Origin of the sequence: Paracoccus beibuensis, from assembly GCF_026162625.1 — a bacterium.
GTDB classification, from domain to species: Bacteria; Pseudomonadota; Alphaproteobacteria; order Rhodobacterales; family Rhodobacteraceae; genus Paracoccus; species Paracoccus beibuensis.
The window spans coordinates 23,568-43,356 of sequence record NZ_JAOTBD010000031.1 but is presented as its reverse complement, the minus strand read 5'-3'; the positions used below and the strand labels follow the sequence as shown (position 1 = coordinate 43,356).

The window sequence follows — 19,789 nt, the reverse complement described above, 5'->3', positions numbered from 1 at the left end:
CCACGCCGGCGACCACGGCCTCGGCATAGGCGGCATCGAGCGCGCTCATGTTCTGCATGTGGCTAATGGCCGAGCAGATGGCGAAGTTCGACAGGGGCGGGTTCTGCGCCGCCGCCCGCGCCGCCTCGGCCTCCGACAGACGGCCTTCAGATGGACTCTCGCGGTTGAGGGCACCGTCACCGATGAATATCGGTGCATCACGCTGACCAGGATCTGGCCAGCAAAGACAGTGCTGAAGGTTCATCCGGCCAGTTGCCGACGCGCCGACATCCGCATGACCTCTTTCCGCACCTGCGGCGACAACGACCTGCCGGCACGTTCCTCGACGCATCTGCGCGGCAGAGGCACAGACGCGCCCCGGTGTAACAGGCGATCCGCGCCTGCTCTACCTTCACCCGCCGCTCTCACCCCTCGGTCGCATACTCCCGCTCCATCAAACCGGTGGGGGTAGGCGCCCCTTGCTGCATCGTTCCAAAGCCGCCACCTTCAACAATCACGCACAGGGATGGCCGCTTCGATCAAAGCAGAACGGGGGCTCGTCGCTGCGGTCCCGGACCGCCTGTCGCCCATGGAGGGCACGAGTTCAGGACTGGCAAACCTCCTGCTTGAGAGCGCCGTGTGCGCGCGCGGTCCCGTTCATTTTCACGATGCACGGCGGCCGCCTGATCATCACAACCCGCCTGCGCATCGCGCAGACGTTAAGGGCCCCGGACAGCGGCCAGCAGGAAAACGACTGAGAGTCCTGTTTTTCTGCCCGGCGCGTTCAGGCGCGGCCGGCCGCGCCGGACAGAAGCGACGGGTCGATCCCCTGCGCCTGCAGGGCTCGCTGCCACTTGTCGGCATGCGAATGGTCGAAGATCAGACCCTCCTCGCCCTCGCCGATCAGCCAGCCGTTGGCCAGCATCTCGCCTTCGAGCTGGCCCGGGCCCCAGCCCGCGTAACCCAGTACCAGGACCGCAGGCTCGGGGCCGCGCCCGTGGGCCAGGTCTTCCAGGATGTCGCGCGTCGTCGTCATCGCCAACGCCTGGCCGATGCGCATCCGACCCTCGGGGTCCCGGCCATGCTCTGCCACCTTGTGCAGCACGAAGCCGCGACCGGGTTCGACCGGGCCGCCGAAGCGGACCTCGATGCGGCGCGAGCTGTCGTCGGCCTCGATTCCCAGTTGCTCCAGCAGGTCGTCGAAGCCTATCTCGGGCAGCGGGTGGTTCAGCACCAGGCCCATGGCGCCGTCATCGGAATGTGCGCAAACCAGGACGATCGATCTGTCGAACCGCTGATCGCTCATGCCCGGCATGGCGATCAGGATCTTGCCGGTCAGGTTCCGGGGCTGCACCTCTTGCGGGACCGGACGGCCGCCAGAGGGGGTGGAGGGGGTCTTGCTCATCTGCTCTCCTTTTCAGCCAAGATCGGGATTGGCCGGGGACGATGCAAGGCTTGCGCGGATTTGTGACTTCGGTGGACAGGTGCAAGCGGTTAAGGCATGAGGCATGACCGGATTCGCAAAGCTTGTTCCCGCCCTGATCCTGTGCCTGGCCGGCTGGCCGGCCGCTGGCCAGATGTCACCGCCCCAAACGGGCGGCCTGCCGCCGGGGCTGACGTCGGCCCGGTTGCTGCCCGGCTGGACCGACAAGACCGGCAACCGCATCGCGGCGCTGGAGCTTCGGCTGGAGCCGGGCTGGAAGACCTATTGGCGCAGCCCCGGCGACACGGGCCTGCCGCCCCACTTCGACTGGCAGAATTCCCGCAACCTTGCGGAGGTGACGCTGCATTGGCCAGCCCCGCAGGCGATCCGATCCGGCGATGCGGTCGAGATGGGGTATCACGACCGGCTGGTCCTTCCGTTCACCGCACGCCCCGCCGTCGCCCGAGAGCCGGTGGACCTGCGCGTACAGGTGGATTTGGGGCTCTGCCGGGACATCTGCGTGCCGGGCCACCTCGACCTGACGGCGGCAGGGCCGGCGGTCGAGCCGGATCCGGTGATCGTCCGCGCCATCGCATCCGAGCCGCAAAGGCTGGACCTGCGCCCGGGCTGCACCGTGACCGAGATCGGTGACGGCTTGCGCGTTGCCGTCGACCTGCCGCGCACCGGTGCGGACCTTGCCGCAGTCGAACTGGCCAACCGGCCAGAGATCTGGGTCTCGGGCGCGCAGATCCTGACCGGGGGTGAACGCCCGCAAGCCGTGGTCGAGATGGTCGGCCCCAGCGGGCAACCCTTCGACCTGAACACGGACGGGGTCCGCCTGACGCTTGTCGCGCCAGAGGGCGCGGTCGAGACGATGGGCTGCGATCCGCGGGGCTAGGCCCGCGCGCGAAGGGCGGCGGCCATTGCCCCTGCGGTGACCAGCGCCAGAAGCGCCAGGTAGGCCAGCAGTGCCGTGCCTAGCGTTTCCGCCACCGGCCACCAGCCCGGCAGCGCGACGCCAAGCGCCGGCAGGATCGTTACGGGCGCGAAGGCCGCGATCAGACCCAAGGCCGCGGCAGCGCTGGCGACCCGGACCGGCCCCCGCAGCGGGCCGCCCCAAAGGCTGCGGCGGAACGCCTGCCGCGCCCGCGCAAGGTCGGCCCCGACCGCCAGGGCCGCCGGCACGACCAGCAGCACCAGCACCATGCCGAAAGCCAGTCCATAGGCCAGCGTCACCACCGTCGGCTTCAGAAACAGCGCCTGCGACGACCGCTCGTAAAGCAGCGGGGCCAGTCCCAAGACCGTCGTGGCGGTGGTCAGCAGCACCGGGCGCAGCCGGTCGGCGACCGCATCGACGATGGCAGGGCGAAGGCCACGGTCGCGGGCATAGTCGTCGATTGTCGAGATCAGCACGATCGAATCGTTGATGATGATGCCCGACATTCCGATCAGCCCGACGATGGAAAACATGCTCAGCGGCAACTGCCACGCAGCGTGACCCCAGACGGCGCCGATCAGGCCGAAGGGGATGACCGACATCACCACCATGGGACGCGTCCAGCTGGCGAAGATCCAGGCCAGCACCATGTAGATGCCCAGCATCGCCATGCCGAAGCCCGTCAGCGCCTCGCCCAGGAACTCGCGCTCTTGCTCGGCAAGGCCGGTGACCTCGTAGCTGACCCCGAACTCGGACGCGATGGCGGGCATCAGAACGGATTGAAGGTCCTCGGTGATCTGCGCCGCCCGCGCCGGATCGTCGCCCGAGATGTCGCCGGTCACCAGGATCATCCGCTCGCCGTTCTCGCGCCGCACGACGGAAAAGCCGGCCTCGCTGCGGGTGGTGACGATGTCGCCCAGGGGCACCCATTCGCCCGCCGCGCTGCGCATCAGCATCGTATCGAGGAAATCGCCGCGGCGGTCGTCCTCGGGCAGCTCGACCCTGATGGCGCCGGTGCGGGTGCCGACGGGGAAGGTCGCGGCCTCGATGCCGCCAAGGCGCTGGCGCAGCTCGCGGGCCAGCACCTCGGTCGTGAACCCCAGCGCCTCGCCCTGCGGCGTCAGTCGCAGGGCCAGCTCCGCCTTGTCGTAGTCCATGCTGTCTTCCAGCGCGGACACCTGGGGGAAGGATGCCAGCCGCGCCTTCAGCGCCTCGGCTGCGGCCTTCAGCTGCTGCGCCTCGGCGCCGGTCATGCGGACCGAGATCGCGTCGCCCCCCGGACCCGACCGGAAGCCCCGGAAGCTGATCGTTTCAAGCTGCGGGTCCTGCGGCATCGCCTCTTGCAGGGAGCCCACGAAGTGGAAGCTGGAATAGGGCCGCAGGTCGGGGTCGATCAGCTCGATCTGGACCGCGCCCAGCAGGTCGGCGTCCTTCGTTTCGGCCCCCGGCAGCGGGCGGCCCGAATTGCCGCCGATCTGTGTCATCGCGTGGATGATTGGGTTCGTGCCATATTCGTCGGCGTAATCCTGTGCCACCTGGTCGACGCCGGCCTGCACCAGGCCCATCACCCGCAGCGTGTCGTCGCGCGTGGCGCCCGGCAGCATGGCGAAATTGCCCGACACGCTGCCCTGTTCTGGCGCGTCGAAGAACCGCCAGGGCACCTTGCCGATTATCAGCGTCGCCACCGACCATGACAGCCCCACCATGACCAGCGCAAGCACAGGATATCGCGCCAGCAGCACCAGCCGCGTCGCCGGGCGAAGAACCCGCGCCACGAAGACGTCCAGCCCCCGGTTCACCACCATTGACGGGCGGTCGTACCAGCGGGTGCGCGCGCTGTGGGCCAGCGCGTGCGCCATGTGGTTCGGCAGCACCAGGAAGCATTCCACCAGCGAGGCGACCAGCACCAGAATCACCGTCAGCGGAATGTCGGCCACCAGGTGCCCGAACTGGCCACTGATCAGCACCAGCCCCGCAAAAGCGATGATTGTCGTGAGGGTCGAGGATACAACCGGCGCCGCCATGCGCTGCGCGGCGCGTTCGGCAGCAACCTGCGGCAGCTCGCCCAGCTTGCGGGCGCGGTAATCGGCATGTTCGCCCACCACGATCGCGTCGTCCACGATGATCCCCAGCGTCAGGATCAGCGCGAACAGCGAGATCATGTTGATCGTCATTCCCGCCGCATACATCAGCGCCACCGCCGCCAGCAGCGCCGCCGGAATGCCCGCCGCGACCCAGATCGCCGTGCGGGCGTTCAGGAACAGGAACAGCAGCCCCAGCACCAGCACCAGCCCCAGGATCGCGTTGTCCAAGAGCAGCGACAGCCGGGCTGAGATCAGCTCGGCCCGCGCGCGGACCAGATCGACCGTGACGCCTTCGGGCAAGGCCGGTGCCAGTTCGGCGACGGCCTCCTCGACCTCGGCCTGCATGCCGATGGCGTCGCCCGAGGCGCTGCGCTGAACCGACAGCGTCACCGCCGGCCGGCCGTCGACGAAATAGGCGACGTTGCGGTCGATGCCTGTGTCGCTGACCCGCGCCACGTCGCCCACGGTCAGCTGCGTGCCGTCGGGCAGCGCAGTCAGCACCAGGTCCGCCACGGCGCCAGGGCTTCGCGTCTCGTCCCCGGTGCGCACGCGCGACGTTCCCGAGGCGACGTCGCCCGCGGGCGTCGGCGCAGCGGCGGCGGCGATGGTGGCGGCCACCCGCTCCATCGTCAGGTCGTGGCGCACGAGGTCGGCCATGCTCAGTTCCACCAGCGTCTCGGGTGCCGAAACGCCGGTCACGCTCAGCCGCGTCACGCCGCGCTCGTAGAGCCGGTTGGTCAGGTCATCGGCGATGCGCCCCAGCTGGTCCAGCCCGACCGGACCCGAAATTACCACGTCCGCCACCTGGTCGCGCCAGGCTCGACGTGTCACCTCGGGGTCCTCTGCCCCGTCGGGTAGATCGCCGGCGGCGGCGATGGCGGTTTCCACCTCGGTCGTGGCGCGGGACATGTCCCAGCCGGGCTCGAATTCCAGCCGGACGCGGGCCTGGCCCTGGCTGGCCTGGCTTTCGGTTCCGGACACGCCCTCGACCGCCATCAGCGCCGGTTCCAGAACGCCGACGACGGATCGGTCGACATCGTCGGCCCCTGCCCCGTCCCAGCGAACGGTGACGTCGATCTGCTGCACCACCGTATCCGGGAAAAATTGTGCGCGAAGGCGGGGCGCCGCGTAAAGCCCCGCGACGACCATGACCGCCAGCAGCAGGTTGGCCAGCGTCGCGTGGCGAACGAACAGGCCCAGGATGCCAGGACGATCAGCCACGTCCGGACCCGCCGCGCTGCACGCGCCGGTCGACGCCGCCGCCATCCGGAGCCGTCCCCGAGGCATCACGGACAAGGATGCCGGTGCCCAGTTGCGGCGCGCGCTCGGCGACGATGCGGGCGCCGACCAGGGTGTCTGGGACCGAGATGACGACGTCGTCGCCCTGCCGGCGCAGAACCTCGACCGCGACCGCCGACAGCCGGTCGTCGGCACCCGCGACCAGCACCGTTCCGTCAGCGCCCAGCGCGGCGGCCGGGACAAGCGCGGCGGGACCAATGGGGGGTTCGGCGATTTGCACGCGGACGAAGTCGCCGGGACGCAAGGCCGCGCCGCCATCGGTGATGCGCGCAAAGACGACGCGCCCGGCCGATCCTTCGGCGACCGAGGCCGCCACCCGGTCAAGCCTCGCCGCGGCCGTCATCCGGCCCGCGCTCCCGTCCAGCATGATCGTCACGGCGTGGTCGCCCAGCCTGCCCGAGGGATCCCCGAGCCGCCCGAACTGGTCAAGCGACAGCGGGATCCGCGCCTCGAGCGCATCGGGATCGATGATCGTGGCCAGCTGCTCGTTCAGGGTGACAAGGCCGCCCTCGACCACGGTGACGTCGGTCACGCGGCCGTCGAAGCCGGCGCGGATCTCGGTATCGGCCAGGTCGCGGCGGGCTTCGGTCAGGGCGATCTCGGCTCGGCGGAGCGCGTTTTCCGCGGCCGTGACCGCGCTCTCAGCATCGGCCAGCGCCGCCCGACCAGAGATGACGGCCTGCTGCGCCGTCGACGCCGCCAGCAGCGCCGTCTCGCGGTCAAGGCTGGTGCCGAGGCCGCGTTCGGCCAGCTGGTCCTGGCGCGTGACGGCAGCTTCCCGCAGTTCGGCCTGACGCTCGGCGGCGGCCAGGTCCTCGGCCGCGATGGTGACGCGCCGCCGCGTGTCCGCCAGCGTCCCCTGCGCGTCGTCGCGTTCAGCCTGCCGGCTCTCCAGCGCCGCCTGCGCGGCCGAGGGGTCGATCCGCGCCAGAAGCTGGCCCGCGGTCACGGTCCCGCCTTCCTGCAGCGCCGGGTCCAGATGCACCAGCCGCCCCGACGCACCCGCCCGCAGCTGCAGCTCTCGCCGGGACAGCACCTGCCCGAAGGCCGCCATCCGCGGCGTCAGCGTTTCGGGCGTCACCTTCAGCAGCCGGGCCGCGTAGGCCTGTTCGACGGGCGGCCTCATCGGCCCCGCGTCGCCGTTCCGCACCGCCACCGCCTGCCACAGCTGGAAGCCCGCCAGGAACAGCAGGGCAAGCGTCAGGAAGAACAGGAACAGCCCCAGAAGGCTGCGGGAAAGGAAACGCATGGGTCGATGTCCATCTGCCGAGCGTTCGCATCTAGGACATGATGCGGAAACGGAACCTAAACGGAAAAGGAATCCAGCCGTTCCGCAAGGGACATAAGGTCGCCCCACGCCTCGCGCTTGGCTGCGGGATTGCGCAGCAGGTAGGCCGGGTGCGCCATCGGCAGCGCCGGACGCCCGAAGGCCTGCACCCACTGGCCGCGCAGCCGCAGGATGCCGCGTTTTTCCAGTGCCGCCTGGCAGGGAATGTTGCCCATCAGCACGATCAGATCGGGCGCGGCCAACTCGATATGGCGGCGCAGGAACGGCAGGCTCACGGCAATTTCATCGGGGCTGGGGTCGCGATTGCCCGGCGGGCGCCATGTCAGCACGTTCACGATGTAGATCGCGCGTTCCGCATCGACGGCGTCGCGCGCCAGGCCGACAGCGGCGAACATGCGGTCCAGCAACTGTCCCGCGCGGCCGACGAAGGGGCGGCCCTGCCGGTCCTCCTCGTCGCCCGGCGCCTCGCCCAGGATCAGGACGCGGGCCTTCGGGTTGCCGTCCGAAAAGCAGAAGTTCCGCGCGCCCTTCTTCAGTTCGATCCCGTCGAAGCCTTCCTGCGCGGCCGCCAGCGCATCCAGGCTGCCTGCGGCCTGCGCCAGCGCCTCGGCCTCGGCCACGCGGGCAGACAGATCGTCGCCCCCCGACAGTTCCAGCACCGGCGCGGGCTGGGGTGGGGCGGCGGCAGGCGCGGCCCGGGCGGACAGGTCGAATCGGTCGATGGGCGCGTCCATGACCGGCACGTCCACGCCCATCTCCAGCTGCCAGTCCAGCAGCGCCAGCGCCGTCTCGGCGTCCAGTTCGAATCCCTGATAGGTCGCGTCTTCCATCACCGGCGCAAGCTAGGCCCCGGCGCTGCCCTAGTCCACCACCAGCATGTAGCCCGTGCCGCGCACCGTCTGCAGAAAGCGCGGTTCGCGCGGGTCAGGCTCGATCTTGCGGCGCAGGCGGGTGATCTGGACGTCGATGGCGCGCTCGCTGTTGTCCTCGTCGGGACTGCCGCGCCCCAGGTCGTCGATCAGGTCAGCCCGGCTGACGGGCTGGCCCCGGCTGGCGGCCAGCCGCCGCAGCAGCGCCGATTCGGTCCCGGTCAGGCGCAGGGGCGTGTCGCCTGACCACAGCTCTCCCTTGTCGGTGTCGTATCGCAGCGCACCCAGCGTCAGGTACTTGGGCTGCGCGACCTCGACCGCCGGCACGCGGCGCAGGATGGCGGCGATGCGCAGCAGCAGTTCTCGCGGCTCGAAGGGCTTGGGCAGGTAATCGTCGGCGCCACTTTCCAACCCGCTGATCCGGTCCTCGGTCTCGCCCTTGGCGGTCAGCAGCAGGATCGGCGTGTCGATCCGGCGGCGCAGGTCGCGGGTCAGGGCCAGCCCGTCTTCCCCCGGCATCATCACGTCCATGACGATCAGGTCGAATTCCAGTCCGGCCAGCAGGCGGCGGGCCTGCGCCGCGTCGCGCGCCATGCTGACCATATAGCCGTTCTTGCGCAGGAACCGGCCCAGCAGCGCGCGAATGCGTTCGTCATCATCGACGATCAGCAGGTGGCAGTCGGGTACGGTCATGGGGGCCTCAGCGGTCGTCGGAAAGATCCTTCAGGGCCTGATACTGCGCCCGCGTCTCGGGGTCCATCATCGCTTCCAGCACCTGACGAAAGCCTGCCACCGCCTGCGGCCCCGCCCGGCGATAGGCGGCGCGCATGCGCGCCCGCTGCGCCTCGGACAGCCGGCGTTCCAGCGCCGTGCCGGTGGCGGTCAGGTGCAGCTGGCGTTCGCGGCGGTCGCGACGCCCGATGCGGCTGTCGACCAGACCATCCTCTATCAGGGTGCGCAGGACGCGGTTCAGCGACTGCTTGGTCACGCCCAGAACCGCCAGCAGAGAGGTCACCGTCAGCCCCGGATCGCGGTTGATGAAATGCAGCGCCCGGTGATGGGCCCGGCCATAGTCCATGTCGGCCAGAATCGCGTCGGGATCAGCGGTGAAGGCGCGATAGGCGAAGAACATCGCCTCGATGCCGCGGCGCAGCTGGTCGTCGGTCAGAAACAGCAGATCCTCGCCCACCATCGCCTGAATCCGCGCCTTGTCCTGCATCCCGTCCCCTTTTCAGTTCGCGCCTCGATACGGCAGCCTTGTTGACTTTCTAAGCCGCGATTGCTAGCCGTCAAGCACCTTGCGTAACAAACATGCCAAATCTGCCCTGACAGACGCAAGAATCGCAAATTTGGGCGGCGGATGGAGACACACATGACGGCGGCTTACGACGATCGCGACGGCAAGATCTGGATGGACGGGGAACTGGTCGACTGGCGCGACGCACAGGTGCATATCCTGACCCACGCGCTGCACTATGCCAGTTCGGTCTTCGAGGGTGAGCGGTGCTACAACGGCAAGATCTTCAAGAGCCACGAGCATTCGCTGCGCCTGATCGAATCGGGCCGCCTTCTGGACATGCCGATCCCCTATTCCGCCGAGGAGATCGACGCCGCCAAAGAGGCCGTGCTGAAGGCCAACGGGTTCGAGAACGCCTATGTGCGCGTGGTGGCATGGCGCGGATCGGGCCCCGACATGGGCGTGTCGGCCGCACGCAACCCGGTCCGCATGGCCGTCTGCGCCTGGGAATGGGGCAGCTATTACGGCGACGCAAAATGGCAGGGGGCCAAGCTGGACGTCGCCACGTGGAAGCGCCCGTCGCCCGAAACCATCCCCACCGCCGCCAAGGCCGCCGGTCTCTACATGATCTGCACCATGTCCAAGCACGCGGCCGAGGCCAAAGGCTGCTCGGACGCGTTGTTCATGGACTGGGAGGGGTATGTGGCCGAGGCGACCGGCGCCAACATCTTCTTCGTGAAGGACGGCGAGATCCACACGCCGCTGGCCGACAGGTTCCTGAACGGGATCACCCGCCAAACGATCATCCAGATGCTGAAGGACAAGGGCTATACCGTCCACGAGCGTCGGATCACGCCGGACGAACTGGAAAGCTTCCAGGAATGCTGGCTGACCGGCACCGCCGCCGAGGTGACGCCGGTGGGCCAGATCGGCGACTGGCACTTCCAGGTCGGGCAGATCACCCGCGACGTGGCCGAAAGCTACGAGGCGCTGGTCCGCGCATGACGGCACCTACCGCCCCGGTCCAAGCCGAGGCGGAACTGGAAGGGGGTGCCGCGGCGCCCCTTTTTCATGATGTCAGGCCTGAAGCCCGCGCGCGATTCGCAGGAACTCCGCCGTCTTGCGCGGCTGTTCGGTGCGCTGCTTCGGCCGGGCTTGCAGGCTCAGCGTGGCGGGATGCGGCGTTTCGGCACGTACCTGGCGCAGGAATTCGCGCAGGCGCGCGTTGCCGCGGATCCGAGGTTGATCGGCAAGATGTCTGGTCATTTCCGGGCCTCCTCTGGTCAACGACCCCAATATAGGACCGCCCCGGACGTATTTCAAACGCCAAGTCAGGCGGCACGGATGCCTTGCGCAGCCGACAGGACAGCGTGCAACGTGACCGGATCGCCATTGGCGCGCAGCTTGGCGCGCAGTTCCTGGTCGCGCAGCGTCCGCGATACCAGCGCCAGCGCCTTCAGATGGTCCACCCCGCTCGATTCCGGGGCCAACAGCGCAAAGATCAGGTCCACCGGCTGACGGTCCACGGCGTCGAAATCCAAGGGCTTTTCCAGCCGCAGGAACAGGCCCGTCACTTTGTCCAGCCCATGCAGCCGGGCATGCGGCAAGGCCACGCCCTGGCCCACGCCCGTCGGCCCCAGGCTTTCGCGTTCCTGCAGGGCATCCAGGACCTCGGAAGCGTTCAGACCGTATTCGGCATGCGCCAGTTCGGCCAGTTCCTGGAACAGGCGCTTTTTCGACGTCACCTGCCCCAACGAACGCACTGCCCCGGGCCGGAGAATTTCACTCAATAGCATTTCCGTCGCGTCTTTCCAAAGCTGTCCGCCCCGGACAGGCCCCGGATCGGGGCCCTCGGGGGCGGCGCATCAAGCGGGGCATCAGGCGCGGGCGGGTTCAGCCGTTTCCGCGCGGATCGATCCAGCCCACATTGCCGTCATCGCGGCGGTGGACGACATTGACGCCGCCATGTTTCTCGTTGCGGAACACCAGAAGCGGCGTTCCCGAAAGCTCCATCTGCATGACCGCGTCCCCCACCGACAGGGTCGGGACCCGGCTTGCCATTTCCGCGATGATGATCGGCTGCAGGCTGTCGTCCTGCGATTCCCAAGCATCCTCGTCAGCGGCCAGCACATAGCTGCCGGCTTCGCCGAAGACAACAGGCTCGGCGCGTTCCTTGTGGTGATCCTTGAGACGGCGCTTGTAGCGCCGCAGTTGCTTGTCCATCTTCTCGCGGCAGGCCTCGAACGAGGCATAGATGTCCGTCGCAGAGCCCCGCGCCTGCACGTTCAGGCCCGTGGACAGGTGCACCACCGCGTCGCACATGAACTGATGCGCGTCCTTGGAAAAGGTCACCGTCGCATCCGTGGGGCGCTGCGAGTACTTCTCGATCGTCTCGCCCAGGTCGGTCTTCACATGCGTGCTCAGCGCATCTCCGACGTCGATGTGTTTTCCGCTGATGGTATAGCGCATCGTCTTTCCTCTCCGGTTGCCCGTCCGACCGCGCCTGCCCGTCTTAAGGCCGGTCTGGGCGGAACGGGGTTCGCGGGGCCTGTCAGCGCCCGCATTTATCAATTTGGTGACAGGCGAACGGTTCTGTCAACGGGGCGCACGTCTGCGTGATGGGCGTGTTGTCACACCATCCGGAAGCCTTCGCCCAGATAGACCTCGCGGACCTTGGGATCGGCGACGATCTGCTCGGTCGTGCCGGACATGAGGACGTGCCCGTCATGCAGGATATAGGCGCGGTCGACGATGCCCAGGGTCTCGCGCACGTTGTGGTCGGTGATCAGGACGCCGATGCCGCGCGATTTCAGCGCGTGGACCAGCGTGCGGATTTCCCCCACGGCGATGGGATCGACGCCTGCGAAGGGCTCGTCCAAGAGCAGGAAGCCGGGGTCCGATGCCAGGCAGCGCGCGATCTCGGCCCGGCGGCGTTCGCCTCCCGACAACGCCAGCGCGGGCGCGCTGCGCAGATGCGTGATCGAGAAATCGCCCAGCAGCTCCTCCAGCCGGTCGCGGCGGTGGCGCGCGTCGTCCAACGCGACCTCCAGCACGGCCATGATGTTCTGTTCGACCGTCAGGCCGCGAAAGATCGACATCTCCTGCGGCAGATAGCCGATGCCCATGCGGGCACGGCGGAACATCGGCAGGCGCGTGGCGTCCTGCCCGTCGATCAGCACCTGCCCCGCATCGGGCGTGACCAGCCCGGCGATGCAGTAGAAGCAGGTCGTCTTGCCGGACCCGTTGGGCCCCAGCAGGGCCACGACCTCGCCTCGCTGCAGGCTGACCGAGACGTCGCGGATGACCGGCCGGTTGCGATAGGACTTGCGCAGCCCGCGGACGTCCAGACCCTGGCCGGCCATCAATTGCCGCCCGGCTGCAGCACCGACCGGACCCGCCCCTGCACCTGCGCCGACCCGCTGGCCAGATCGACCGTCACCCGGTCGCCCGACAGAACGTTCTGGCCCTGCGTCAGCAGCACGTCGCCGGTCAGCACGACGCTGCCCGCATCGACGTCATAGACCGCCTGCCCGGCCTCGGCCGCGTCCTCGCCCGAAACCAGCGTCACGCTGCCGACGGCCGTCAGCGACCTGATCCGTTCCTGCCCGCCGGCGGCGTATTCCACCGTGACCTCATCGGCGGACAGCCGCATCTCTCCCTGCCCGATCACCACATTGCCGGTGAACAGCGCGCTGCCGTCGGACTGGTTGACGGACAGGTTGTCGGCCGACACCTCGACCGGGGCCGAGGTGTCGGCGCGCATGCCCCCGAAGGCTACGCCCTGGGCCAGCGCAGGCCCGGCGGCAGTCAGCAGAAGGGCGATCATCAGGGGACGCAGCATGGTCGGGCCTCGGGTTCGGAAGGATGGGTCAGGGCTGGTATATCAGACGCACGCCGTCCGAGAAATTCAAGATCGCCGAATCCTCGGCCTCGGTCTCTGCGGGTTCCAGCCGCATCCGGCCCGCCTCGATCCGCCCGAAGGGGGCTTCCGCCTGGACGCCATCGTCGGCGGTGATGACCGAACGGTCGGTCGCGGCCTCGATTTGCGCCGAGCGGAGCGTCCACCCCGACGAGGTGGTCATCTCGACACCGCCCTCCAGGCGCACGCGGTCGTCGGCAATTGCTCCCGTCGGCGCGATCAGGTCGGCGGTCAGCCCGTCAGGCCGCCGCCAGTCCAGCCGCAGGTCGCCCGCCGTCCCCCCGCCGACAGCGGGAGTCGCCCGCGCCGCGCGCAAGGACAGCGTCGCGCCGTCATCGGTGACGGCGCTGTATTCGGGGGCCACGATCCGCCCTTCGCGCGCTGCGGCCTCGGCATCGACCTGGACATAGGGGATCTGCGATTCGGTCGTGGACCGGCGAGAGAACAGGAACATCGTCGACAGCATCGCCAGCGCCACCAGCGGCAGCAGCACCCTCAGCCAGCGGACGATGCGCGTGCGCGTCATGGCTCAGACCAGGCCGGCGCGCAGGCAGTCGTGGATATGCAGGATGCCCGACGGGCGCCCGTCTTCGACCGCAAACAGGCAGGTGATCTTGCGGTCCTGCATCTGCGCCAGGGCAGCCTCGGCCAGGGCGCCGGGGGCGATGGTCCGGGGCGCGCGGGTCATGACTTCGGCGGCCTTGTGTCCCAGCAGGCCTTCCATGTGGCGCCGAAGGTCGCCGTCGGTGATGATGCCGACCAGCGCGCCCGCGGCATCCACTACGCCCGTTACGCCATAGCCCTTCTGGCTGATGATCAGCAGCGCCTCGGACATGGGCGCGTCCTGGGGCACCAGCGGCATGTCGCGGTGCATCAGGTCGCCGACCTTGGCCAGCAGCGCGCCCAGCTTGCCGCCCGGATGGAAGGTGCGGAAATGTTCGGGCGTGAACTGGCGATGCTCCATCAGGGCGATGGCGAGGGCGTCGCCAAGCGCCAGCGTCATCGTGGTCGAGGTCGTGGGCACGATCCCGTTCCCGCAGGCCTCGGGCGCGGCAGGCAGCCGAAGCCCGAGGTCCGCCTGCCGCATCAGCGTCGACTGCGGCCGCGCGGCCACCCCGATCAGCGGAATGCGGAACCTGCGCGTATGGGCGATCAGGTCCGCCAGTTCCGGCGTCTCGCCGCTGTTGGACAGGACCAGCGCCAGGTCGGCCTCGGTCACCATGCCCAGGTCGCCGTGGCTGGCCTCGGCCGGGTGCACGAACTGCGCGGGCGTCCCCGTCGATGCCAGCGTCGCCGCGATCTTGCGGCCGACATGGCCGGACTTGCCCATGCCGGACACGATCACTCGGCCCCGCACGGCCAGGATCATCTCGATCGCGCGGGAAAACTCGTCACCCAAGGCCGCCGATAATGCCTGAAGCCCGGTCACCTCGTCGGCGATCACCCGCCGCGCCGTCTTGATGTAATCCGCCACGCCCTGCTCCTGCTCTGGTCTGCGTATTTCCCCTGGGGGGGGGCCGACCGGCCCCGGCTCAGTGCCGGAAGATGTCGTTGTCGTCGCCCCAGCCCAGCAGGTCCAGATGGGCACGCGCGGGCAGAAAGTCAAAGCAGGCCTGCGCCAGGCCCAGCCGGTTCTCGCGCTTGAGGCGTTCCTCCAGGGCGTCCTTCAGCTTGTGCAGGTGCAGCACGTCGGACGCCGCGTATTCCAGCTGCGCGTCCGTCAGGTCAGGCGCGCCCCAATCGCTGGTCTGCTGCTGCTTGCTGACATCGACGCCGACAAGCTCGTTCAGCAGGTACTTCAGCCCGTGCCGGTCGGTGAAGGTCCGCACCAGCTTCGACGCGATCTTGGTGCACCAGACCGGGGACGTCACGACGCCGAACGCGTTTTCCAGCGCGGCGACGTCGAAGCGGCCGAAATGGAACAGCTTCAGCACCTTGGGGTCGGTCAGCAGGCGTGTCAGGTTCGGCGCCTCGGTCTGGCCGCGGTCGATCTGGACCAGGTGCGCCTCTCCGTCGCCGCCCGACAGCTGCACCAGGCACAGCCGGTCGCGGCGCGGGTCGAGCCCCATCGTCTCGGTGTCGATGGCGACCACGGCGCCAAGCTCCAGGTCGTCGGGAAGATCGTTGGGATACAGATGGATGCTCATCGCCTGTCCTGCCATTGGGTGCCGCGCTGTCTGGCGTCTCTCTGACCAGAAACCGGCACGCCTATCCAGTGAAAATGACGCGATGCCGGGCTGACCCGGCACGCGGACAAAGAAAAACCCCCGAGCCTTGCGGCCGGGGGTGTTTCTTGGTGCCCAGGAGAGGACTCGAACCTCCACGCCTTGCGGCACACGGACCTGAACCGTGCGCGTCTACCAATTCCGCCACCTGGGCAGGTGGTGTGAGCGGCTGATTAAAGCGAGCGTCGGGGGCCGTCAATGGGGATCGTGCAAGTTTTTTGACAGATTTTGCATCGACCGGGGACAGCGTCGTGACAGCGCACCGCTGCGACCCCGCTGCGCCTTGCCGCAGGCGGGCGGCTTGGGTAAGGATCGCCCGGTATTCTGCGCATTCAAGGAGGCGAGACGCCCATGGCGAAACTGGTCACGATCTTCGGCGGATCGGGCTTTGTCGGCCGGCAGGTGGCCCGGCTGATGGCCAAGGAAGGCTGGCGCGTGCGGATCGCGGTGCGCCGCCCCGACGAGGCGCTGTTCACCCGGACCTATGGTGTCGTTGGCCAGGTCATGCCCGTCATGTGCAACATCCGCGACGAACTGTCGGTCCGAGCCGCCCTGTCGGGTGCCGATGCCGCCGTCAACTGCGTGAACATCCTGACGCCCCGGGGCAAGAGCACCTTCAAGACCGTCTTCGAGGATGGCGCCGAGAACATCGCGCGCCTGTCGGCCGAGATGGGCGTGACGCGGCTGGTCCACATCTCGGGCCTCGGGATCGACGTCAATTCCGCCAGCGCCTATATCGCGTCGAAGTCGCGCGGAGAGGCTGCGGTCCTGCAGCATCGCCCGGATGCGGTCATCCTGCGCCCCTCGGTGATCTTCGGACCGGGCGACAACTTCTACAACCGCCTTGCCGGCATGACCCGCCTCGGCCCGATCATGCCGATCCTGGGCGCGCGCACCCGCATGCAGCCCGTCCATGTCGAGGATGTGGCCAGCGCCGCCGCGATGGGTGCCGACGGGTCGGCCGCACCGGGCATCTACGAACTTGGCGGGCCGGACGTCCTGACGATGCGCCAGATCGTCGATCAGGTGCTGCACGCGACGAACCGGCGCAAGATCGTTGTCGGGGTTCCCTTTTCCGTCGCCAGCTTCGGTTCGCGGGCGCTGGGGGTGGTGCAGACGCTGACCGGCGGGCTGTTCACCAATCCGATCAGCAGCGACCAGCTGGCGCTTCTGCGCCGCGACAACGTCGTGGCCTCAGGTGCGCGGGGCTTCGATGACCTCGGCATTCAGCCCATCGCGACAGGGGCCGTCCTTGACAGCTATCTGTGGCGCTTCCGCAAGTCGGGGCAATACGACGCCATCAAGCAGTCCGCCAAGAACCTGCGCGAACACTGATGGAGCCGAACACGATCGTCGCCGCGGTCCTCGGGATTCTCGAGGGCCTGACCGAATTCATCCCTGTTTCCTCGACCGGCCACATCCTTCTGACCGGTCACTTCCTCGGCTTCGATTCGCCCGGCCGCTCGTTCGAGGTGCTGATCCAGCTGGGCGCGCTGCTGGCGATCCTCGGCGTCTATGCCACACGGATCATCCAGATCCTGAAGGACGCACCCCATGACCCGATCGCCCGCCGCTTCATCGGCGCGGTGCTGCTGGCCTTCCTGCCCGCCGTAGTCATCGGTGTGCTGGCGCATGACTTCATCAAGACGGTGCTCTTCGAAACGCCCATTCTGATCGCGGTCATGCTGATTCTGGGCGGGATCGTGCTGCTTCTGGTCGACCGGCGCACGACAGAGCCGAGTTTCCATCGGGTCGAGGAGTTTCCGCTGTCGATGGCGCTGAAGATCGGCCTCTTCCAGTGCATCGCGATGATTCCCGGCGTGTCCCGGTCGGGGGCCACCATCGTTGGCGCGCTTCTGATGGGGGCGGACAAGCGGTCAGCTGCCGAGTTCTCGTTCTTTCTGGCGATGCCGACGATGCTGGGCGCCTTTGCCTATGACCTGTTCAAGAATCGCGATATCTTGGATGCTGCGGCGGCGACGCAGATCGCCATCGGCTTCATTGCGGCCCTGATCAGTGGTGTCGTGGTCGTACGATGGCTGCTGGGCTTCGTGTCGCAGCACGGCTACGCGCCTTTCGCCTGGTGGCGCATTGGCTTCGGGACCGTGGTTTTGCTGGCGCTATTGGCAGGTTGGTAAGTGTCGCTGACCTAATATGGCGAAATTGCGGTGGCGCCGGCGAGGTAGCGCCTGTGAAAACTGTTTATTAGGTCAGCATAGCTGACTTTTCATCGCTGCAGTCGTGCTTTATGAGAGCGCTGACCGTTCTTTTCAGAAGAGGCAGCGCAGCCATGGCCACGCAGAAGATGCTCAAGTTCGTCTCGACCCCGCGCGAGATGCCCGAGAAACGCTCGGCCCAGGAACGGTCCGAGGACTTTCACGAGATCTATCGCGAGTTCGCCGCCCAGAAGGCGGCAGAGCAGTCGGGCCGCTGCAGTCAGTGCGGCGTCCCCTATTGCCAGAGCCACTGCCCGCTGCACAACAACATCCCCGACTGGCTGCGCCTGACCGCCGAAGGGCGCCTGCACGAGGCCTGGCAGGTCAGCCAGGCGACCAGCACCCTGCCCGAGATCTGCGGCCGCATCTGCCCGCAGGACCGCCTCTGCGAAGGCAACTGCGTGATCGAGCAGTCGGGCCACGGCACCGTCACCATCGGTGCCGTCGAGAAATACATCAACGACACCGCTTGGGACGAAGGCTGGATCACGCCCATCAAGCCGGCCCAGGAACGCACGGAATCGATCGGCATCATCGGGGCGGGACCCGGCGGGTTGTCGGCGGCGGATCTGCTGCGCCGGCAGGGCTACCAGGTCACGATCTATGACCGCTATGACCGCGCCGGCGGCCTGATGACCTATGGCATCCCAGGCTTCAAGCTGGAAAAGCACGTCGTCATGCGCCGCAACCAGTGGCTGGCCGACAGCGGCGTCGAATTCGTGCTTAACTGCAACGTGGGCGAGGATATCAGCTTCGACGCGATCCGCGGCAAGCATGACGCGGTGCTGATCGCAACCGGCGTCTACAAGACCCGCGACCTGGATGTGGACAATGCCGATGCCGGCGGCGTCGTGCGCGCCATCGATTTCCTGACCGCCAGCAACAAGGTCGATTTCGGCGACGAGGTTCCCGACTTCGAGGACGGAGAGCTGAACGCCAAGGGCAAGCGCGTCATCGTCATCGGCGGCGGCGACACCGCGATGGACTGCGTCCGCACCGCCATCCGGCAGGGCGCGCAGTCGGTGAAATGCCTCTATCGCCGCGACCGCGCGAACATGCCCGGTTCGCAGCGCGAGGTGCAGAACGCCGAGGAAGAGGGCGTCGAATTCGTCTGGCTGTCCGGCCCCGGCGCCTTCGTAGGCCATGTGACGGGCGATTTCGCCGCCGCGCAGGAAGCCGATGTCGACGGCCCGGTCCGCACCGTCTCGCAGATCGCCAGCGTCAGCATCCAGAAGATGCGCCTCGGCCACCCCGACGTCACCGGACGCCAGTCCCCCGAACTGATCGCGGGTGCCGATTACGACGAACCCGCCGACCTGGTCATCAAGGCGCTCGGTTTCGAGCCCGAGGACCTGCCGAAGCTTTGGGGCGTCGACGGGTTGGAGGTCACTCGCTGGGGCACCATCAAGGCGAACTTCCAGACGCACCAGACCTCGATCCCCGGGGTCTTCGCGGTGGGCGACATCGTGCGCGGCGCCAGCCTGGTGGTCTGGGCGATCCGGGACGGCCGCGAGGCCGCCGAGTCGATCGCCAGCTTCCTGACGGGCGATGCCCGCGTCGCTGCCGAATAAGGTGCCGCGATGGGTTTCCGCATTTTCTTGGATCGCAGCCTGGGTTCGGCGGCATTGGCGCTGACCGCCCTGGGCGTTGCACCGCCCCGCGCCGAGGCCGCCAATTTCACCCCGCCCGCTGGCTGCCGGCTGGAGGCGACGGTTCAGAACCGTGGCTGCACCGTCAGCCAGTACTATCGCTGCGAGGCCGACCCCGAGGGCTTTCAGCGCAGCGCGCTGTTCGGCCGCGAGGGGCTGTTCAGCCTGTCCGTCATCGATGACGAGACGCGGTGGATCGAAAGCCAGGACCCGGTCACCGGCCTGACCGACCAGCTGGTCGAAGAGGCCGAGGACCACGCCAGCTTCAGCGAACTGCTGGAGACCGGGCGTGACGACTTCGACTTCTGGACCCGGTCGAACGACGGCACGCTGCTGCACCACCAGGGGCGCGACGTGCTGACCGGCGAAACGGTCGAGATCGACGGCCAGACGCTTGACCGCACCCGCTTCCAGCTGACCACGCGCAGCGAGGACGGCCAGATCCTGATCGAGCGCGAGGGCGGCCAGTATGTCAGCCGCACGCTCGGCCGCTTTTTCGGCGGCGTGGAAACCAGCAGCGACTGGACCGGCGCGCGGCGCGAGACGAACGACAGCCCCGTCACCTTCTCGTTCCCCGGAGAGGGCGGTTTCGGCGACACCACCCCACAATTCGACTGCGATCAGCTGATGACGCAGATCTTGCAGGAAAGGGCCGCATCATGAG

Annotated in this window: 20 protein-coding genes, 1 tRNA gene and 1 pseudogene; 6 read left to right on the top strand and 16 right to left on the bottom strand. The window is 68.0% G+C overall.

Annotated elements, in window-relative coordinates:
• Positions 1–109: pseudogene (locus OC159_RS20020) on the bottom strand (enoyl-CoA hydratase); the annotation flags it as partial.
• A gap of 654 nt (positions 110–763) precedes the next feature.
• Entirely contained in the window at positions 764–1,384 is a 621-nt protein-coding gene (locus tag OC159_RS15700; RefSeq protein WP_265502110.1) for a YqgE/AlgH family protein, read from the bottom strand.
• Positions 1,385–1,487: 103 nt separating this feature from the next.
• Between OC159_RS15700 and OC159_RS15695 the strand changes: the two genes are divergently transcribed.
• Positions 1,488–2,300 (top strand): protein-disulfide reductase DsbD domain-containing protein, encoded by an 813-nt coding sequence (locus tag OC159_RS15695; protein ID WP_265502109.1) that lies wholly within the window; start codon positions 1,488–1,490, stop codon positions 2,298–2,300.
• Here OC159_RS15695 and OC159_RS15690 read toward each other — a convergent pair.
• The 5 genes from OC159_RS15690 to OC159_RS15670 are packed head-to-tail and all read right to left on the bottom strand — an operon-like array spanning position 2,297 to position 9,098.
• Positions 2,297–5,644 carry an efflux RND transporter permease subunit gene (locus tag OC159_RS15690; RefSeq protein WP_265502108.1) on the bottom strand — a complete coding sequence of 1,116 codons (3,348 nt, stop codon included), beginning with the start codon at positions 5,642–5,644 and terminating at the stop codon, positions 2,297–2,299. The genes OC159_RS15695 and OC159_RS15690 overlap by 4 nt on opposite strands.
• The gene (locus tag OC159_RS15685) at positions 5,637–6,971 is read right to left on the bottom strand and encodes an efflux RND transporter periplasmic adaptor subunit (protein WP_265502107.1); all 1,335 of its coding nucleotides are present in this window, start codon (positions 6,969–6,971) and stop codon (positions 5,637–5,639) included. The genes OC159_RS15690 and OC159_RS15685 overlap by 8 nt, the downstream gene beginning before the upstream one ends.
• 56 nt (positions 6,972–7,027) lie before the next feature.
• Positions 7,028–7,840: a uracil-DNA glycosylase gene (locus OC159_RS15680; protein WP_407674142.1), complete on the bottom strand. Its 813-nt coding sequence runs from the start codon at positions 7,838–7,840 to the stop codon at positions 7,028–7,030.
• Between the two features lie 30 nt (positions 7,841–7,870).
• Positions 7,871–8,572, bottom strand: coding sequence for a response regulator (locus tag OC159_RS15675; RefSeq protein ID WP_265502105.1), 702 nt, complete (start codon positions 8,570–8,572; stop codon positions 7,871–7,873).
• A gap of 7 nt (positions 8,573–8,579) precedes the next feature.
• Complete coding sequence (locus OC159_RS15670; RefSeq protein ID WP_265502104.1) at positions 8,580–9,098, bottom strand: MarR family winged helix-turn-helix transcriptional regulator; 519 nt, start codon at positions 9,096–9,098, stop codon at positions 8,580–8,582.
• Positions 9,099–9,251: 153 nt separating this feature from the next.
• Between OC159_RS15670 and OC159_RS15665 the strand changes: the two genes are divergently transcribed.
• Entirely contained in the window at positions 9,252–10,121 is an 870-nt protein-coding gene (locus OC159_RS15665; RefSeq protein WP_265502103.1) for a branched-chain amino acid aminotransferase, read from the top strand.
• 72 nt (positions 10,122–10,193) lie between these two features.
• On the opposite strand, the gene OC159_RS15660 is transcribed toward OC159_RS15665, so the two are convergent.
• The 9 genes from OC159_RS15660 to OC159_RS15620 form a co-directional block, all read right to left on the bottom strand.
• Positions 10,194–10,382, bottom strand: coding sequence for a hypothetical protein (locus tag OC159_RS15660; RefSeq protein ID WP_265502102.1), 189 nt, complete (start codon positions 10,380–10,382; stop codon positions 10,194–10,196).
• A 65-nt stretch (positions 10,383–10,447) separates the two neighbouring features.
• On the bottom strand, positions 10,448–10,912 hold the full coding sequence (locus tag OC159_RS15655) for a PTS sugar transporter subunit IIA (RefSeq protein WP_265502101.1): 465 nt from the start codon (positions 10,910–10,912) through the stop codon (positions 10,448–10,450).
• A gap of 97 nt (positions 10,913–11,009) precedes the next feature.
• A complete protein-coding gene (gene hpf / locus OC159_RS15650) occupies positions 11,010–11,585 on the bottom strand; it encodes a ribosome hibernation-promoting factor, HPF/YfiA family (protein ID WP_265502100.1) in 576 nt (191 codons plus the stop codon).
• A 161-nt stretch (positions 11,586–11,746) separates the two neighbouring features.
• Entirely contained in the window at positions 11,747–12,478 is a 732-nt protein-coding gene (gene lptB / locus OC159_RS15645) for an LPS export ABC transporter ATP-binding protein (RefSeq protein WP_265502099.1), read from the bottom strand.
• The gene (lptA, locus tag OC159_RS15640; protein ID WP_265502098.1) at positions 12,478–12,942 is read right to left on the bottom strand and encodes a lipopolysaccharide transport periplasmic protein LptA; all 465 of its coding nucleotides are present in this window, start codon (positions 12,940–12,942) and stop codon (positions 12,478–12,480) included. The genes lptB and lptA overlap by 1 nt, the downstream gene beginning before the upstream one ends.
• A 43-nt stretch (positions 12,943–12,985) precedes the next feature.
• Positions 12,986–13,561 carry a hypothetical protein gene (locus OC159_RS15635; protein WP_265502097.1) on the bottom strand — a complete coding sequence of 192 codons (576 nt, stop codon included), beginning with the start codon at positions 13,559–13,561 and terminating at the stop codon, positions 12,986–12,988.
• 3 nt (positions 13,562–13,564) lie between these two features.
• Positions 13,565–14,509: a KpsF/GutQ family sugar-phosphate isomerase gene (locus OC159_RS15630; protein WP_265502096.1), complete on the bottom strand. Its 945-nt coding sequence runs from the start codon at positions 14,507–14,509 to the stop codon at positions 13,565–13,567.
• A gap of 58 nt (positions 14,510–14,567) precedes the next feature.
• Positions 14,568–15,182 (bottom strand): ribonuclease D, encoded by a 615-nt coding sequence (locus OC159_RS15625; RefSeq protein WP_265502095.1) that lies wholly within the window; start codon positions 15,180–15,182, stop codon positions 14,568–14,570.
• Between the two features lie 147 nt (positions 15,183–15,329).
• Positions 15,330–15,414 (bottom strand) — tRNA-Leu (locus OC159_RS15620).
• Between the two features lie 197 nt (positions 15,415–15,611).
• Between OC159_RS15620 and OC159_RS15615 the strand changes: the two genes are divergently transcribed.
• The 4 genes from OC159_RS15615 (at position 15,612) to OC159_RS15600 (ending at position 19,788) form a co-directional block, all read left to right on the top strand.
• A complete protein-coding gene (locus tag OC159_RS15615) occupies positions 15,612–16,595 on the top strand; it encodes a complex I NDUFA9 subunit family protein (RefSeq protein WP_265502094.1) in 984 nt (327 codons plus the stop codon).
• A complete protein-coding gene (locus OC159_RS15610) occupies positions 16,595–17,398 on the top strand; it encodes an undecaprenyl-diphosphate phosphatase (RefSeq protein WP_407674141.1) in 804 nt (267 codons plus the stop codon). Before OC159_RS15615 ends, OC159_RS15610 begins: the two co-directional genes overlap by 1 nt.
• 152 nt (positions 17,399–17,550) lie before the next feature.
• Entirely contained in the window at positions 17,551–19,047 is a 1,497-nt protein-coding gene (locus OC159_RS15605; RefSeq protein ID WP_265502093.1) for an NAD(P)-dependent oxidoreductase, read from the top strand.
• A 9-nt stretch (positions 19,048–19,056) separates the two neighbouring features.
• Positions 19,057–19,788, top strand: coding sequence for a hypothetical protein (locus tag OC159_RS15600; protein WP_265502092.1), 732 nt, complete (start codon positions 19,057–19,059; stop codon positions 19,786–19,788).
• The last annotated feature ends 1 nt before the right edge of the window (position 19,789 follow it).

What these genes read in the sequence shown, in the direction of transcription:
- OC159_RS15700 (WP_265502110.1), bottom strand. Translation starts at nt 1,384, where the DNA reads ATGAGCAAGACCCCCTCCACCCCCTCTGGCGGCCGTCCGGTCCCGCAA.
- OC159_RS15695 (WP_265502109.1), top strand. Translation starts at nt 1,488, where the DNA reads ATGACCGGATTCGCAAAGCTTGTTCCCGCCCTGATCCTGTGCCTGGCC.
- OC159_RS15685 (WP_265502107.1), bottom strand. Translation starts at nt 6,971, where the DNA reads ATGCGTTTCCTTTCCCGCAGCCTTCTGGGGCTGTTCCTGTTCTTCCTG.
- OC159_RS15680 (WP_407674142.1), bottom strand. Translation starts at nt 7,840, where the DNA reads ATGGAAGACGCGACCTATCAGGGATTCGAACTGGACGCCGAGACGGCG.
- OC159_RS15675 (WP_265502105.1), bottom strand. Translation starts at nt 8,572, where the DNA reads ATGACCGTACCCGACTGCCACCTGCTGATCGTCGATGATGACGAACGC.
- OC159_RS15670 (WP_265502104.1), bottom strand. Translation starts at nt 9,098, where the DNA reads ATGCAGGACAAGGCGCGGATTCAGGCGATGGTGGGCGAGGATCTGCTG.
- OC159_RS15665 (WP_265502103.1), top strand. Translation starts at nt 9,252, where the DNA reads ATGACGGCGGCTTACGACGATCGCGACGGCAAGATCTGGATGGACGGG.
- OC159_RS15660 (WP_265502102.1), bottom strand. Translation starts at nt 10,382, where the DNA reads ATGACCAGACATCTTGCCGATCAACCTCGGATCCGCGGCAACGCGCGC.
- OC159_RS15655 (WP_265502101.1), bottom strand. Translation starts at nt 10,912, where the DNA reads ATGCTATTGAGTGAAATTCTCCGGCCCGGGGCAGTGCGTTCGTTGGGG.
- hpf (WP_265502100.1), bottom strand. Translation starts at nt 11,585, where the DNA reads ATGCGCTATACCATCAGCGGAAAACACATCGACGTCGGAGATGCGCTG.
- lptB (WP_265502099.1), bottom strand. Translation starts at nt 12,478, where the DNA reads ATGGCCGGCCAGGGTCTGGACGTCCGCGGGCTGCGCAAGTCCTATCGC.
- lptA (WP_265502098.1), bottom strand. Translation starts at nt 12,942, where the DNA reads ATGATCGCCCTTCTGCTGACTGCCGCCGGGCCTGCGCTGGCCCAGGGC.
- OC159_RS15635 (WP_265502097.1), bottom strand. Translation starts at nt 13,561, where the DNA reads ATGACGCGCACGCGCATCGTCCGCTGGCTGAGGGTGCTGCTGCCGCTG.
- OC159_RS15625 (WP_265502095.1), bottom strand. Translation starts at nt 15,182, where the DNA reads ATGAGCATCCATCTGTATCCCAACGATCTTCCCGACGACCTGGAGCTT.
- OC159_RS15615 (WP_265502094.1), top strand. Translation starts at nt 15,612, where the DNA reads ATGGCGAAACTGGTCACGATCTTCGGCGGATCGGGCTTTGTCGGCCGG.
- OC159_RS15610 (WP_407674141.1), top strand. Translation starts at nt 16,595, where the DNA reads ATGGAGCCGAACACGATCGTCGCCGCGGTCCTCGGGATTCTCGAGGGC.
- OC159_RS15605 (WP_265502093.1), top strand. Translation starts at nt 17,551, where the DNA reads ATGGCCACGCAGAAGATGCTCAAGTTCGTCTCGACCCCGCGCGAGATG.
- OC159_RS15600 (WP_265502092.1), top strand. Translation starts at nt 19,057, where the DNA reads ATGGGTTTCCGCATTTTCTTGGATCGCAGCCTGGGTTCGGCGGCATTG.